The organism is Brasilonema angustatum (assembly GCF_059505445.1).
In genome coordinates this window covers 38,888-53,833 of record NZ_JCACKO010000010.1, presented here as the reverse complement: position 1 = coordinate 53,833, position 14,946 = coordinate 38,888, and the positions used below count along the sequence as shown (strand labels likewise).

General features: G+C 40.9%; 18 protein-coding genes. 12 read left to right on the top strand and 6 right to left on the bottom strand.

What is annotated here, in order from left to right:
* Positions 1–28 precede the first annotated feature (28 nt).
* Positions 29–808 carry an MBL fold metallo-hydrolase gene (locus AC5JM2_RS02435; protein ID WP_495833320.1) on the top strand — a complete coding sequence of 260 codons (780 nt, stop codon included), beginning with the start codon at positions 29–31 and terminating at the stop codon, positions 806–808.
* A gap of 544 nt (positions 809–1,352) precedes the next feature.
* Positions 1,353–1,874, top strand: a complete 522-nt coding sequence (locus tag AC5JM2_RS02430) for a hypothetical protein (RefSeq protein ID WP_495833319.1) — start codon at positions 1,353–1,355, stop codon at positions 1,872–1,874.
* 295 nt (positions 1,875–2,169) lie between these two features.
* On the opposite strand, the gene AC5JM2_RS02425 is transcribed toward AC5JM2_RS02430, so the two are convergent.
* Positions 2,170–2,352, bottom strand: coding sequence for a hypothetical protein (locus AC5JM2_RS02425; RefSeq protein ID WP_495833318.1), 183 nt, complete (start codon positions 2,350–2,352; stop codon positions 2,170–2,172).
* A 170-nt stretch (positions 2,353–2,522) separates the two neighbouring features.
* Between AC5JM2_RS02425 and tmk the strand changes: the two genes are divergently transcribed.
* From tmk to AC5JM2_RS02410, 3 genes are read left to right on the top strand one after another with little or no spacing between them, the layout of a single operon-like run.
* Positions 2,523–3,158 carry a dTMP kinase gene (gene tmk / locus AC5JM2_RS02420; RefSeq protein WP_495833317.1) on the top strand — a complete coding sequence of 212 codons (636 nt, stop codon included), beginning with the start codon at positions 2,523–2,525 and terminating at the stop codon, positions 3,156–3,158.
* Positions 3,159–3,181: 23 nt separating this feature from the next.
* On the top strand, positions 3,182–4,381 hold the full coding sequence (locus AC5JM2_RS02415; protein WP_495833316.1) for a n-acyl-d-glucosamine 2-epimerase: 1,200 nt from the start codon (positions 3,182–3,184) through the stop codon (positions 4,379–4,381).
* Positions 4,382–4,426: 45 nt separating this feature from the next.
* Positions 4,427–5,017 carry a Uma2 family endonuclease gene (locus AC5JM2_RS02410; protein ID WP_495833315.1) on the top strand — a complete coding sequence of 197 codons (591 nt, stop codon included), beginning with the start codon at positions 4,427–4,429 and terminating at the stop codon, positions 5,015–5,017.
* 16 nt (positions 5,018–5,033) lie between these two features.
* On the opposite strand, the gene AC5JM2_RS02405 is transcribed toward AC5JM2_RS02410, so the two are convergent.
* Positions 5,034–5,864: a hypothetical protein gene (locus AC5JM2_RS02405; protein WP_495833314.1), complete on the bottom strand. Its 831-nt coding sequence runs from the start codon at positions 5,862–5,864 to the stop codon at positions 5,034–5,036.
* 135 nt (positions 5,865–5,999) lie between these two features.
* On the opposite strand from AC5JM2_RS02405, the gene AC5JM2_RS02400 reads away from it, so the two are divergent.
* Positions 6,000–6,266 (top strand): BrnT family toxin, encoded by a 267-nt coding sequence (locus tag AC5JM2_RS02400; RefSeq protein WP_495833313.1) that lies wholly within the window; start codon positions 6,000–6,002, stop codon positions 6,264–6,266.
* Positions 6,250–6,480 (top strand): hypothetical protein, encoded by a 231-nt coding sequence (locus tag AC5JM2_RS02395; protein WP_169267470.1) that lies wholly within the window; start codon positions 6,250–6,252, stop codon positions 6,478–6,480. The genes AC5JM2_RS02400 and AC5JM2_RS02395 overlap by 17 nt, the downstream gene beginning before the upstream one ends.
* 103 nt (positions 6,481–6,583) lie before the next feature.
* On the opposite strand, the gene AC5JM2_RS02390 is transcribed toward AC5JM2_RS02395, so the two are convergent.
* Positions 6,584–6,919 (bottom strand): XisI protein, encoded by a 336-nt coding sequence (locus tag AC5JM2_RS02390; protein ID WP_495833312.1) that lies wholly within the window; start codon positions 6,917–6,919, stop codon positions 6,584–6,586.
* Entirely contained in the window at positions 6,907–7,326 is a 420-nt protein-coding gene (locus AC5JM2_RS02385) for an element excision factor XisH family protein (RefSeq protein WP_169267472.1), read from the bottom strand. The genes AC5JM2_RS02390 and AC5JM2_RS02385 overlap by 13 nt, the downstream gene beginning before the upstream one ends.
* Positions 7,327–7,630: 304 nt before the next feature.
* On the opposite strand from AC5JM2_RS02385, the gene AC5JM2_RS02380 reads away from it, so the two are divergent.
* The 4 genes from AC5JM2_RS02380 (at position 7,631) to AC5JM2_RS02365 (ending at position 10,891) form a co-directional block, all read left to right on the top strand.
* A complete protein-coding gene (locus AC5JM2_RS02380) occupies positions 7,631–8,827 on the top strand; it encodes a phosphotransferase enzyme family protein (protein WP_495833311.1) in 1,197 nt (398 codons plus the stop codon).
* Positions 8,824–9,360 (top strand): DOMON-like domain-containing protein, encoded by a 537-nt coding sequence (locus tag AC5JM2_RS02375; protein WP_495833310.1) that lies wholly within the window; start codon positions 8,824–8,826, stop codon positions 9,358–9,360. Before AC5JM2_RS02380 ends, AC5JM2_RS02375 begins: the two co-directional genes overlap by 4 nt.
* Positions 9,361–9,510: 150 nt before the next feature.
* Complete coding sequence (gene petJ / locus AC5JM2_RS02370) at positions 9,511–9,846, top strand: cytochrome c6 PetJ (protein WP_495833309.1); 336 nt, start codon at positions 9,511–9,513, stop codon at positions 9,844–9,846.
* A 106-nt stretch (positions 9,847–9,952) separates the two neighbouring features.
* A complete protein-coding gene (locus tag AC5JM2_RS02365; RefSeq protein ID WP_495833336.1) occupies positions 9,953–10,891 on the top strand; it encodes a tetratricopeptide repeat protein in 939 nt (312 codons plus the stop codon).
* A gap of 70 nt (positions 10,892–10,961) precedes the next feature.
* Here AC5JM2_RS02365 and AC5JM2_RS02360 read toward each other — a convergent pair whose 3' ends face one another.
* Positions 10,962–12,662, bottom strand: coding sequence for a tetratricopeptide repeat protein (locus tag AC5JM2_RS02360; protein WP_495833308.1), 1,701 nt, complete (start codon positions 12,660–12,662; stop codon positions 10,962–10,964).
* Between the two features lie 687 nt (positions 12,663–13,349).
* On the opposite strand from AC5JM2_RS02360, the gene AC5JM2_RS02355 reads away from it, so the two are divergent.
* Complete coding sequence (locus AC5JM2_RS02355) at positions 13,350–14,129, top strand: class I SAM-dependent methyltransferase (RefSeq protein WP_495833307.1); 780 nt, start codon at positions 13,350–13,352, stop codon at positions 14,127–14,129.
* A gap of 115 nt (positions 14,130–14,244) precedes the next feature.
* Here the strand turns inward: AC5JM2_RS02355 and AC5JM2_RS02350 are convergent, their stop codons facing one another.
* Positions 14,245–14,940 (bottom strand): class I SAM-dependent methyltransferase, encoded by a 696-nt coding sequence (locus AC5JM2_RS02350; protein WP_495833306.1) that lies wholly within the window; start codon positions 14,938–14,940, stop codon positions 14,245–14,247.
* Positions 14,941–14,946: the final 6 nt, after the last annotated feature.

The following is a 14,946-nucleotide window of genomic DNA, read 5'->3' as shown; positions in this document are numbered from 1 at the left end:
AATTTAGGTGTTATCTTTACAAAAGTTTATGTATTTAACTTGGTTAGACAGCAATTCTTGGCTGATTGAAATCGGCGGACAACGGATACTTCTTGATCCTTGGTTAGTTGATTCGTTAACTTTTAGCGGTCAGGATTGGTTCTTCAAAGGCTCGCGATCGCAACAACGCCCAATACCAGAGAACATAGATTTAATTCTACTATCTCAAGGTTTGGAAGACCATGCTCATCCACCAACGCTGAAGCAACTTGACCACAATATTCCAGTCGTAGCTTCTCCCAATGCTACCAAAGTTGTACAGCAGTTAAATTACACTCAAGTCACAAAACTTGCTCACGGGGAAAGCTTCACCCTGAATCAAAGTGTTGAAATTAAAGCAACTCCTGGCTCACTGGTTGGTCTAAATTTGGTGGAAAATGGTTATCTCCTCAAAGAATTGGAAAGCGGTTTGACTCTTTATTACGAACCTCATGGAAATCATTCCCCCATACTCAAGGAAATTCCTCCAGTGGATGTCGTTATCACTCCGTTAACTGAGTTGGGTTTACCTTTAGTTGGCGCATTTATCAAGGGGAATAAATACGCTTTAGAAGTTGCTCAGTGGTTGCAACCTCAAGTCATGGTATCAACTGCAGCTGGAGGTGATGTCACTTTTGAAGGATTACTTAGCTCTTTTCTTCAGACGAAAGGAAGCATTGAGGAATTTCGTTCGTTACTAGAAAAGAACAATTTATCAACACAGGTGATAAATCCTAAACCAGGCGATCGTTTTGAGGTGAAGTTAGAAAAACGAGTGTTGAATGTGTGAAGCTTCTGGTTCTGCTAAATGCGAGGCGGAGCCTCGATAACTGTATTCCCAGTCTCAGACTGGGAACAAGTTTAGTCTGAGACTGGGAACAAGTTTATGAAAGTTTTTGTGGTGAAGTACTAGAAAGGACGGAGCTTTTTCACCGTTTTCTGTAAAAGAAAACATCACAATTTGTCGTCAAAACTCCTGCTCTTCCTCAAAAAACCAAATTTCTGCTAAAAGGGTTATACCAATAAGCCAAAGAAAGCAGCAACCCACAAACCAAAGTATTCCTGTCATTGTGCTCACCTCCAACCAAGAGTTTTACTTATTGCAAAAAAATAAGTTTAAATGCAAGATAAGCCAGAGCAAAGTTCATGATATTTTCGCTTTGCTATCTCGACTTTCTTGATTTATATAAAGCCCTCTCTTTAAGATATCGAGATTTTTTGCAATGATTCCTAGGTTGAAACAAAGTTTAAAAAAGACTTATGCAACCCTCGAAGTTTTCAGTTTTACGAATTCTGCTATAACAGAGAAGTTTAACGTCGTGAGGAGAAAATTAATGCGATTACTACTAAGTGGAGTCCTTCTGAGCTTTGGATTGTCTTCACTTGTTTTGCCAGATTCATCTTTAGCTCAAGCACAGTCGTCAGCGTCGCAAACCCAAATAAACGCGATGGTAGAAGCACTGCGGCAAGCAGCACCGCCGAAAAGTGGTACTAAAGATGATGGATATTATAGTGAATGGCGAGTCAAACCAGAAACCCTGAAAGGTTGGTCAAAAAATTGTCTCAAGAAGGAAGTGACACCAGCGCAGTTTGACAGTGATGCTGGGTTAGCACGCGAAGTGGTCTCATGTATTACACGCCGGGAGTTAAGTAAGCAGTTGGCTGCTAGTGGTAACAATGAAACGGCTGCTGTGCGTGGTGTTGCTTGTTGGTGGATGACTGGTAACTACACAGGCTGCAACAGCGGCTTCACTGCTGACTATGTAAAAAAAGTTGTAGCTTATTACCAGAAACCGGGTTCAAAACCAGCATCTGGTACTGCTAAACCCGTAACCAGTCCATCTCCAAAATCTTGATTGCAGTTTAGTGCGGATAGTTGATCTAAGTCTAATACAGCTGTTTGTAGAGGGCTTGATGAAAGTTACTCACGCGTTGGTCAACAAGAGTCAAAATGGCCAACTGAAATACTCGTTTTTGATGCACAGTGTTATGTTTGGTTAGGTTTGAATGCCGCCGAAAAGCCGGATATAACCTATCTAGAATGATAATGGTTGACCAACGGGTGAGCAGGATTTATCCAAGGCACAGCATGCTGTGCCCCTACCTTGGTGGGGTGCAACAACAGAACCACTATATATTTCAAAATCTGTATTAAATAGAACTTGCAACGGTAGAAGATTCTGGTTTTGATTTCACTCGCTTTTGTCGCTTGCTAATAAGTTGTCTTTTTTTCTGGTTTTCCATTACTTTACTCAAACCAACGGCTACAATGTATGTCATTTCTGCCGCTGCTTGATATGCTAATTTAATATCTGCTTCCTGTTGGTTACTCATAGTTAAGTTTGTTTATTGCTACTGTTATTACTCGTTGATACAAACAATACAATGTTTGTCATTAACTAGACTTCATCCATTTGGGTCACCCAATCGGGTGATATCGAGGATGACTAGGTAAACTGCTAGTCATCATGAGATAATAAAAATTTCAAAAAATTCCAAAAAATATGAAGGGTAAATTAATTGTATTTGAAGGAGTGGAAGGTTGCGGAAAAACTAGTCAAATACAGCTCACGCAAGAGTGGTTACAAAGTTTTCAGACTTCGGTAGTTGTGACTCGTCAACCAGGAGGAACAGAGTTAGGGTTGTATCTGCGAAAACTTTTGTTAGAAGCAGGCTCTCACTCTATTGTAGATAAAACCGAATTACTTTTGTATGCTGCCGATCGCTCGCAACACGTAGAACAAGTTATCAAGCCCAGCCTAACAGATGGGGCGATTGTTTTGTGCGATCGCTACACTCACTCTACCATTGCCTACCAAGGCTGGGGACGTGGTTTAGATATCAATTTAATTCATCAGCTAAACACCATTGCGACATCCGGGTTAGAAAGTGACCTAACTTTGTGGTTTGATGTTGATGTTGAGGTGGGACTTGCTCGAAAACGAGGAGGCGGGGATATACTTGACCGCATTGAAAAAGAAACAATAGCCTTTCATCGTCGCGTCCAGCAAGGATATGCACACTTAGCCGACTCTCACCCAGAGCAAATTGTTCGTGTGGATGCTAGCTTGAGTCAGGAAGCTGTACAACAAAAAATTCAAACAATTTTAACCCCTAAGCTCAAAGCTTGGGTTGACTAGAAAAAGGATAAGTAACAGAATTCATGGAGCACAACTTTAAAGAGCTTGCTGAACTTTACAAAAACGCGCTCCTCAATGACGTACTCCCGTTTTGGGAAAAACACTCGATTGACTGGGAGCAAGGCGGATATTTCACTTGTCTTGATCGTCAGGGGAAAGTTTATGACACAGATAAATTTATCTGGCTGCAAAACCGTCAGGTGTGGACTTTCTCCATGCTTTACAACCAACTAGAAAAACGCGAAAATTGGCTGAAAATTGCCAGCAATGGCGCGAATTTTCTCGCACAACATGGTCGAGATGCTGACGGAAATTGGTACTTTGCGCTAACTCGTGAAGGGAAGCCTCTGGTTCAGCCTTACAATATTTTTTCGGATTGCTTTGCAGCAATGGCTTTCAGTCAATATGCCCTCGCTTCTGGTGAAGAATGGGCAAAAGATGTAGCTATGCAAGCTTACAACAATGTTTTGCGCCGCCAAGATAACCCCAAAGGCAAGTATACCAAAACCTATCCTGGTACACGTCCGATGAAATCTCTGGCTGTACCGATGATTTTAGCCAATCTGACTCTGGAAATGGAATGGCTACTACCAAGCGAAACCCTTGAGAACGTCTTGACTGCAACCGTTCAGGAAGTGATGAGCGATTTTCTTGACAAAGAACGCGGATTGATGTTTGAAAATGTTGCTCCGGACGGTTCGCACATTGATTGTTTTGAGGGACGTCTGATAAATCCCGGTCATGGTATTGAAGCGATGTGGTTCATCATGGACATTGCTCGTCGTCGCAACGATACTCAAACGATTAACCAAGCTGTTGATGTGGTGCTAAATATCCTGAATTTTGCTTGGGATAGTAAGTACGGCGGATTGTATTATTTTATGGATGCAGATGGTCATCCGCCACAGCAACTGGAATGGGATCAAAAATTGTGGTGGGTTCATTTAGAAACTTTGGTTGCATTGACGATGGGCGTTAAGCATAGCTGCGCCTCCGGCGATCGCCTAACAGGGCGTAATGCGTGTCGGGAATGGTATCACAAGATCCACGATTACACTTGGTCGCACTTTGCCGATCCAGAATACGCTGAGTGGTTTGGATACCTCAATCGCCGTGGAGAAGTGTTGTTAAATCTTAAAGGTGGGAAATGGAAGGGTTGCTTTCACGTCCCGCGTGCGTTGTATTTGTGTTGGCAGCAGTTTGAGGCGTTGAGTGGAAATTAAATTTATTAAATTTAAAGTGGAAGCCGCTATATCTGAATAAACGCCATGACTGTTGTCAAACCAAAGCGATTCACAATCGACGAATATCATCGACTGATTGAAATTGGATTTCTGACGGAGGGAGACAGGATTGAATTGATTCGGGGAGAACTGATCCAAATGACTGCAAAGGGCACACCTCACACATTTTGTACAACTCGACTTTGCCGTCAATTTGATCGATTGCTAGGCGATAGAGCTGTCGTGCGTTGTCAAGAGCCTATCATTCTCCCGTCAGATAGTGAGCCTGAACCAGATGCAGTGATTGCACGAGGAGATGAGGCTGACTATCTTGCTCACCATCCCTATCCCGAAGATATTTTGCTTGTTGTCGAAATTTCCGATTCCACATTGACTTATGACCAAACAACGAAACTAAAGCTATATGCAGAAGCCGGAATTTCTGATTACTGGATCGTGAATTTGCAAGCTCGTCAACTAGAGCGTTACAGTCAGCCTTATCAAAATATTCAAGGTGAGTTTAATTATCTGAGTAAACAGATTTCTTTGGCGAATCAGTCAGTGTCAATTCCTGGGTTTGAAGATGCTTTCTTGAACTTGAGTCGGATTTTTCCAGAGGGTGCGGTTGGTGAGTGATATTATGTCCGGTTGATTAGTTATAAAAAAGAATATCTATAACTCCAAAATCGAGCAATTGATCTGGCGGACTAACGTCCGCCAGATCAATTGTTTTCGGCTTTTGTTTGTGCTTAAAATTCTGCTCACGGAGCCTGAATTGAGCTTGAGAACCAATAAAGTTAATTTCCACTTCCATGAATTGAGCTTGCAACTTTATAAATTTCGCCCGATTTTCAGTAGCTTGCTTTCTCACCGCTGTCCTCTGAATTTCATACACCTTATTATTGGTACGCATACAATTGCCTGGAGCGCTTATCAAATGTTTAGAATAATTGGATTTTTCTTTCTGTTCTAACTCTTGTAGTTCGACAGTCGAATTATAAATAGCGCTAAGGAGTGTTGCTAAAGTTTCACCAATTATCGGCTTTTTACTGACCAAAATTTCTTTAACTAATTTTTTCGCCGAATTAAGTGTTAGGCACGGTGAATTAAGTGCAGTTAACAAATCCTCGTTTGTATCACGCAACTCTTGCTGTATCTCTTGCAGTTCTAATTCTTTGTAGTACAGCAGTTGCTTGAAACTTTCTACTTGCTCGCACAAAAGCTCTAGTGTCTCTTCCATTTCTGGTCTTTCACTATAGTTAAGCTCAAGGGATCTTATTGTCAGACTATTTTTGTGTTTAGTATTTTCGCTTTGATCACCTGTTTGAGCAGATTGACTGATTCGGGTGACAATTTTTTCTATAAGTTCTATAGTACTGGATAATACGCTCATATCCAGAATGTTGTCATCTTCGGTATTATTTACCCCTGATTGTAAATCTTCTAGGGATCTTGACTTGGAATCGTCGTTTAAAGAGTCCATGCACTTTGGTAGCAAGCTTCTTAAGTTATTTTAGTCGAAGACATAAGCTGAGCATAGCGCTTCTGACCAAGAAAGGGGTGTAGGGGTATGGGGGTGTAGGGGTGTAAGAGAAAGAACAAATGTCTCAACAAATAAATGTGGAATCCTGATAAAGCAGACACAAATCTTAAAAAGCACAGCGTTTCATTCCAGGAAGCCGCTACTGTATTTGGCGATCGCCTATCGATAACATTTCCAGATCCTGATCACTCGATAGGAGAGAGTCGATACGTTACTATCGGATTATCCAGGTATGATCGCTTGCTGCTGGTTTCTCATACCGATCAAGATGAGCGTATCCGGATTATCAGTGCAAGAGAAGCAACACGGCGAGAGCGGAGATTCTATGAGGAAGGAGACTGAAAACGAGTTTGAGGATGAGCTACGTCCTGAATACGACTTTTCCAAAATGACAGGTGGTGTTCGGGGGAAGTATGCAGAACGCTATAAAGCTGGAAATAATCTCGTATTACTTGATCCTGACGTAGCACAAGCATTTCCAACTGATGAGTCTGTCAACGAAGCATTACGATTATTAATGCAAATTGCTCAACGCCAACGCACACAACATCAATAAGCGTTAAAACTTTGTACGATGACTGGCGCTAAGCTGCGTTACGTTTACGCCCATCTGTGCGAATGTGCGGATGAGTAATAACTATTCAAGATTTCCTTACCTCTTACGACACACTATACCCCGTATACTCTCTTACGTACACAGGTTGTAAACCCAACACGATATCATTCTTTCGCACACCCATTGCTACCAATTCATCAGCAATCAATTTATCAGTCTGGTTGCGTTGAATCCAGATTTTACGGTCTTTAATATCTAAATGCATAACGCAGTAGTAGATGCGGCGATGTTTATCCCATCCCAAATCAACAATTTGATAATGGTCGTGTTGTGTATCAAAAATTGTTTGCACCTCAATTTCGTCATTACTCAGTGTACTTTTGCTGTATTCTCTCAAGAGTTCTTGGATACACTGACGATAAAATTCTAATTTTTCCATTTGACTATTACCTCATCCACTGGATCGTATACAATCAGTTTGACTTGATATTTGCTCACTGACGCTTTGGGTAAATCATGTTGAAAAAATGACTCATAAGCAGCAATAGGAACACCTAAATATAAGGTGTATTCTGTCTTATTTAATTCTAAAATTAAACGGTAATTTAAATATTGACCCAGAGCAATATGGAAATCAAAAAATGCTGAGTCACTCAAAAAACTTTTGACTTGTACTGCAATCTTTTCTCCGAATTTCTCAGCTACTAACAGCCGTTCTGAAAGCAAGTCAACTCTAATTTCATCTTCCTCAGTAAACAAAATCCTCAAAGGGTCATGTGTGATCACCCACTGTTCTTTCTCAAGACCTTTTTTGAGTGCTTTGTAGAATCGGTCTTTGGCTAACATTATCCCTCGCACACCTGTTAATCTGATTTTATATCAGTAAGGTATCCCAAAAAATCCTTGACTAAACTTCTTTAATCATTAGTTATTGCTCATGAGTATTGACTTTTTAGCACTCATGAGTTCTGATGCGAAACCCCATTTTTGTAACAGTTATTTGCTATCAGTTATTAGGTTATCAGCACATCTGGCTCCAGAGGGGCGCTACGATGGGGAGGGAGTAATTTAACGGTGGGATGAGTTAAGCTACGATATCTCCTATTGCCTCGTGCAATGACGTGGGGAGTCGCGCAGGTTAAAGACTAAGATGACAGAAGAACTCAAGACACAGAATACAGACAATCTTGTTACCATTGCCAAGCAATTTACCCTACAAGGGAAGGTTACGGACGTCCAATCCTTGGGAAGTGGTAATATTAATGATACTTTTTTAGTGAGTCTAGATTCTCCAGAGGAACAGCATTTTGTTCTGCAACGCATCAACACACAGGTATTTCGTCAGCCACAACTGATCATGCAGAATATGCGTACCTTCACTGAGCATATTCATAAACGGCTACAAAATGCAAGTCTCAGCCGTCGCTGGGAAGTACCTCGGGTGTTGTTAACCAAGGATGCTCAAGATCACTGGAGAGATGCTGACGGTGAGCAGCGCGTTGGACGGGTTCCCCGGCTTGAAGCGACTGCGTTAGCGCAGCGGAACCGGAGGTTCTCCCCGGAGGGCTCGTTTTGGCGGGCAATCAGTTTTATTGAAGGTGCACAGTCTTTCGACACGATGCGCGATCGCTCACACGCCAAAGAAATTGGCTACGCTTTGGGGATGTTCCACAATCTTATCAGCGACTTGCCGCCGGAAAAACTTGCTGACACCCTGTTCGGGTTCCACATTACGCCGCTGTACCTGAAGCACTACGAGGAAGTTCTGGCGAAAACTAGTCCGCGCCAATCTCCGGAAGTGAATTACTGCTTACAATTTGTGAGCGATCGCACTAACGTCGCACATGTCCTTGAAAATGCCAAAGCCACAGGTAACCTACCACTGCGCCTGATGCACGGTGATCCAAAAATCAATAACGTTATGTTCGACACTGTAACCCAGCAAGCTGTCAGCGTGATAGACCTCGACACTGTTAAGCCAGGTTTGGTACATTACGATATTGGCGATTGTTTGCGATCGGGCTGCAATCTCGCCGGAGAAGAAACCGAGCAGTGGGAAAGCGTTTCTTTCGATACTGATTTGTGTCAGGGAATTCTACAAGGCTATCTCTCTGTGGCAAAGGCGTTTCTCACCGAGAATGACTATGCTTACATATACGATGCAATCCGTCTGATTGCGTTTGAGTTGGGACTGAGATTTTTTACTGACTATTTAGCAGGGAATGTCTACTTCAAGGTAAAACACTCAGAACACAACCTTGCGAGGGCGCTTGTCCAATTTCAACTCACCCAAAGCATCGAATCTCAGGAAACAACGATTCGCAACATAATTGAGGATTTGAAATGAGCAACCAGACGTTTTCTCTGCAACCCTTTCCTTCTGCTGAACCAATACCTAATTTAAAGATTACAGGCAATATCGCCCGACAAGCGAATCAATTCACTATCCACTACGCGCTTCTCGGTGATTTAAAAGAAGTTGTCATTCCTACACCATCAGACACACCAGCGCGAAAGCACGAACTGTGGAAAGACACCTGCTTTGAGTTCTTCCTTGGTGTCAAGAATTCTGACAGGTATTGGGAATTCAATCTCTCCCCAGCTGGAGACTGGAATGTCTATCGGTTTGAAGCGTATCGTCAAGGAATGCAAGAAGAAACAGCTTTTACAACACTCCCGTTTCATGTTGAGTATCTATCGGACAGTTTCACACTTGGGTTGGATGTCAATTTAGATAAAATCATTGCAGCAAACCAAGCCCTTGAAATTGCCATCACCACCGTCATTAAATATAGAAATGAAGTGTCTTACTGGGCGTTGACTCATCGAGGAACTGAGGCTGACTTTCACCGAAGAGACAGTTTCATCATTGCGTCTTGAAATCCAAGTTAAAATTTCGTGAAGTTTTTCGATATTGGCAGTCATTTTGTAGTACCTAAGTTTGACAGCCTGTCTTTTGACAACAACTGCTGGAAACATCAAAATTATGGTGATTCTTAAAGAATATGCCAATTCTCGGGAGAACACGGGATGAAAAAGATTTTTTCAGTATTGTTGTTGGTGATGGTAATTTTTACCTTTGCCTTCAATTCTCCAGCTCTTGCAGCAGACGCTGCTAAGGGAGCTAAACTCTTCAGTGCCAATTGCGCTCAGTGTCATGCAGGTGGAAAGAACCTAGTTAACGGTGCCAAAACCTTAAAAAAAGAGGCTTTGCAAAAGTTTGATATGTACTCAGAAGAAGCTATTATCACCCAAGTGACAAAAGGTAAAGGTGCCATGCCTGCCTTCAAAGGTCGTTTAAAACCTGAGCAAATTGGAGATGTAGCAGCATATGTGCTCGGACAAGCTGATAATGGTTGGAAGTAAAAATCAGTACTAGTAATCTACGTACAAATATCAGCTTTATAGGTAGGGCATTTGCCTTACCTACTATTTTGTTCTGCTAGCAATGTGAGACATTCTTATGAATCGCTTGAATCGCTGTTTTCGATTCACGCTTGAGTTTGGTGTTGCTGTGGTACTTGCTTATTTTGTGCTGATTTCACCAATACACTTGTCAGCTACAGCCAGCACCCAAGTCACAGGGGATGACTTCTTTAAGATGGGAGTCAAAAATGTGCTGAACGACAACTATCAGCAAGCCATTAAAGATTTCACTCAAGCAATTGAGCGCCAGAGCAGTTTTGGTGCGGCTTATAGTAATCGATGTTTCGCTTATCTTCAATTAGAAGATTATCAGAAGGCGGTAGCAGATTGCAACCAGGCGATAAAAAATGCACCAAACGGTGCTGAGGCTTATGTGAACCGTGGACTTGCCCAGTACAGACAAGGAAATTATCCGGCTGCGATCGCTGATAATAGTCAGGCGATCGCACTCAAACCCTATGATTTCCGAGCCTACTATAACCGAGGGATCGCGAATGCTATGTTAGGAAATCACCAACAAGCAATAGCAAACTATAATTCAGCCTTAAGTCAAATTTCTCCTTATCCAAGTCCTCTACTTGCAGATATTTACAATGATAGAGGGATATCTCGTTTTCAGTTGCAAGATTTCCAAGCAGCCAACCACGACTTTTCTCTAGCAATTCGTCTCAATCCTCAGGACTATAGAGGTTACTTTAATCGAGGTTGTATTAGTGGCAAAAGCGGAGATAACAAAAGTGCAATTCAGGATTTTACTGAGTCACTGAAGTTGAATCCTAACGATGCTCATGCTTATTTTAACCGGGGTATAGCTTATCATGAGCTTGGTTATGAACAGACTGCAATACCAGACTTACAAAAAGCGGTTAAATATTTTGCAAACTTGGGACAAACCACCTTATACGAAAAAACTTTAGATTTATTGAAGAATTTACGGCAGGAACTTCTATTTTTATCAGAAATAGCTCTTGTTTCATTTTGGTGAGCTTTTCTTGGGTGAGAAATTAAACTGAGAGAGTTTTTCGATTGAAAAATCCTCTCAGTTTAATTTCTACTTACATTTGTTCGCTAGAAAGCTTAGGTAGTTGCTCAATGGCTTTTGACCAAACTCTTTTGTAATCTTCAATTGCGCCGCTGTAATCTTTAAGCTTAGAGCGAGCGTTACCTCGGCTAATATAAGCTTTAGGATCGTTAGGATTGAGCTGTAGAAAGTAGGTGTAATCTTCAATTGCACTATGATAGTCTTTTAGCCGAGAGCGGGCATTAGCTCGATTGATGTAAGCTTCAGCATCGTTGGAATTCAATTCTAGACACCGAGTGTAATCTTTAATTGCGGCAGTGTAATCTTCTAACTCACAATAAACATTGCCCCGGCTAATGTAAGTCTTAGCATCATTCGGATTTATCCACAAGCACTGAGTATAATCATCGATTGCACCAGTGTAATCTTTGAGTAGAAAACGAGCATTTCCCCGGCTGACATATGCTTGTGGATCGTGAGGATTCATCTTCAAAGATTGTGTGTAATCCTCGATCGCGCCACTATAATCATTCAAATCACAACGAGCATTACCCCGTTGAATATATAACTTGGCTTGATCAGAACTTAGTAACAGAGTAGCGGTACTTTCTTCAGGCTGATATTGGGTGTTACTTAAGGTAACGTAACTCTCCGCATCGTCAGAATTAAATGGCAGATACTGGATGCTATCCTCAAATGTGTTACTGTTATTTTCCAAGATAGAGTGAGTGTGAGTCTGGCTGATATTGATATCACTGTCCATATCCATATCAGTGGAATGGAGTTCCAAATAATGGGTGTGTTCTACAACTGCTTCTTTTTTGTCAACATCAGAGTAAGTAAACCCCATATCACCAGGAATCAAATTGTGAGGATGAGGGTGCATGGCGCTACTGTAATCTGCAACTGCTCCTTTGTAGTCTCCTAACTCAAAGCGGAGCAATCCCCGATTTTGGCGAGCTTCAACATCGTTAGGATTGAATTGCAGATACTGATCAAAATCTATCATTGCACCTTGGTAGTCTCCTAACTTTTGACGGGCAAGCCCTCGGTTATAGTAAGCCTTAAAGCCGTTAGGATTAAGTCTCAAGAACTCGTTAAAGTCTACAATGGCTCCTTTGTAGTCTCCTTTTCGAGCTTTTTCTTCTCCTCGGCGGTAGAAAACTTCAATAAAATCCTGTTGCTGACGAAGCTGTTCTGCTGCCTGCTGTTGTTGAATAATAGTATGTGATAAAGTTATCGCATGGCGTCGCAACTCAAATTGTGCCATGACCTGACTACTCAATGCCCGTAGTGCTTCCACCTGTTCAAGACTCAAATCTCGAGGCATAACATCAATGACGCATAGCGATCCAAGTCTAAATCCCTCAGGTGTAATCAGGGGTGCGCCAGCGTAGAAACGAATATTGGGATCATCGAGTACCAAGGCGTTTGTTGCAAACCTAGAGTCTGCCAACGCATTTCTGACGATTAATGGTTTTTGCTGCAAAATGGTGTAAGCGCAAAATGCAAGATCCCGACTTGTTTCAGGTGCTGTTAAACCCACCTTCGATTTAAACCACTGCCGACTCCCATCAACAAGGCTAATGATCGCAATTGGAGTATGACAAATTTGTGCAGCTAGGAAGGTTAAATCGTCAAAGACTTTTTCAGGATGAGTGTCAAGAATTTGGTACTGGCGCAGTGCATTGAGTCTATCCAATTCATTGTTAGGGAGTGGGGGTTGTGAGTTCATCTTTCTTTGATAGATCTTCAAAGGTTAGTTTTTGAAAAAATGTATCTTCTTAATATGGTGTTGTGCTTCTCAAGTACTTAAAGACACTCAATTTACTTGTGCAATGCGAGTCAAAAAGCCCTTTGAACTGACTAATTACTGGCTGCTAAAGCGGTTACAGTCATATCCTGTTAAAAACCAGATCCAAATTGTGACTCGTTTCAAATTTACTATATAACATTCTGTGTATCCTAAATAACACTCTATGGTTATAAGAAGAAGAATAAAATTATTACATCTACTTTTAGATAGAATTTTTAGTGGAAATGATCTTTTTGTTTCATGCTCAATCAGAACAGAAGCTTAGGTACTTAGGCAATGACGACACTTACATGTTTGAGGTATGTACAAATATAGGAATCCGGTTTTATTTGTGAACTAACAAAGTCAGGGCAGGGAACGCTTAACAGGGAACAGGGAATAGGGAAGAAGCAATAAAGGTGTACGGGGTTTTTTAAGCGCAAAGCGCAGGCTGCGGCAACAAAAATTAAATAGGAGTCCTACAGATATATTTGACATGTTACAAAATTTATGCAAAGTTCTTTCAAATTTATTTATGCAATGATTATTATCATCTAGCAGGTAACTTGATTGAGCAACTTTACTAAGTATAAATGAAATGACTATAAATGCTAATGAAATTCCTGGATGAATGTTTTAAAAAAATTATGGTTATCAGTGATAGTACTTATGGGAGAACATTTACCTGAGCGCAATACGTCTGAAGAAGAACGTTTTCAAGATGACTATTATTCCTACTTTGAGTCGCCGGAAAATGCCCCTCGATATAAACCGGCAGTTTCTTTTCTGGGTGACGCTTTTGAGCAACAGTCATTTTCATTATTGGATCTGGGATGTGGTAATGGTGCTTTGTGTAAGTATTTACCTGAGCGCTGTGACTACTTCGGAGTCGATCACAGTGAATTGGCTATTGAATACTGTTTAAAGCTCTACCCCAACAGGAACTTCGTTGCTAAAGATCTATCGGTTGTACTGCCTGAACTTGTTGCAAAGAACAAAAAATTTGATGCAGTTGTTTTATGCGGACTCCTTTTTCATACTACTGACAAGGAAACCCTAGAAAAAAAAGACGATCAGGAATTCATTCAATTTTGTCTGGGCAAAATAATAAGTGACAAAGGATATTTGGTCATCACTGTACCTTTTGCCTACGGCGATCATCCATCTCATAATCTGTATACCCGAGCAGAATGGCTACAAAATTCCGTAGAAGAAATGCTGGAAACTGCCAAGGCAAAAATTGTTTACGAGAATATTTCTCTGCTGCTCGGCTTGGATAAAAAGATTCGACAGCAGAAAACGACGCCTGACTGGTTTGTTCCAGATAGTAGCGCTGACTATTCCAATAAGTACGCTGGAACATATATGGCAACTTGGACATTTATTGGCTCCTCCTCGGTACGTTAAATCCTAATCTTTAGTTTTTGTGAAAAAACTTCTTGAAGCAAGACAGAAACACTTCAAGAAGTTTTTATTTCATAGTTAGCTGTGAAATTTATTGATGAATTTTTCACAGCCTATTTTACAGACTAGTCATGACTTGAGCTAATTCCTTAGATAAATCCACCCTAGATTCTTGAGATTTTTGAAATAAAACACCAGCTAAAAAGTAATAATCGCCAGAATAAAATGCCATTTTGTTTTCTCGTAATTCCTCTATGTGTTTTTTCACTTTTGGCTCAGAGCTATAGTAGCCAAATTGCAAAGGTAAAACCACAAAATTCTTTACATGGTAACCGTTGGCTCTTGCATGATGAATCGTACTTTCTGGGTTGGAAAAGCTAGAGACTAAAAGTAATACATTATCATAACCTAATGATAAGAGTTCGTTGGTAACTGTTGCTCCATCTTCTCCACCAAATAACAAAGGCATATAAATATCATTATCTGGTGCAGGGAGATAAGGTGGATTAGCTACTAGATACTCTGCTTCGGGTTGAGAAAAATCAAACAAACTGGAATTATAGATGATGTATTTATGACCAAGATTATATTCATCTATCGTTGAATTAGCGGCTTTCCAAGCAGAAGAATTTAATTCAAATCCATGTATGACACCATCAAACCGGTTTTTCAAGAGTGAATTAATAACTGGACTGCCATCTCCTGAGCCAAATTCAACAACACATTCCGATTTTTTACAATTTCTCAAAACCAAGTTTTCCAAGCAATGGGAATAGAAATTAGATTCTTCAGGGCAAGAAAAAATGTTTTTCATTTGACT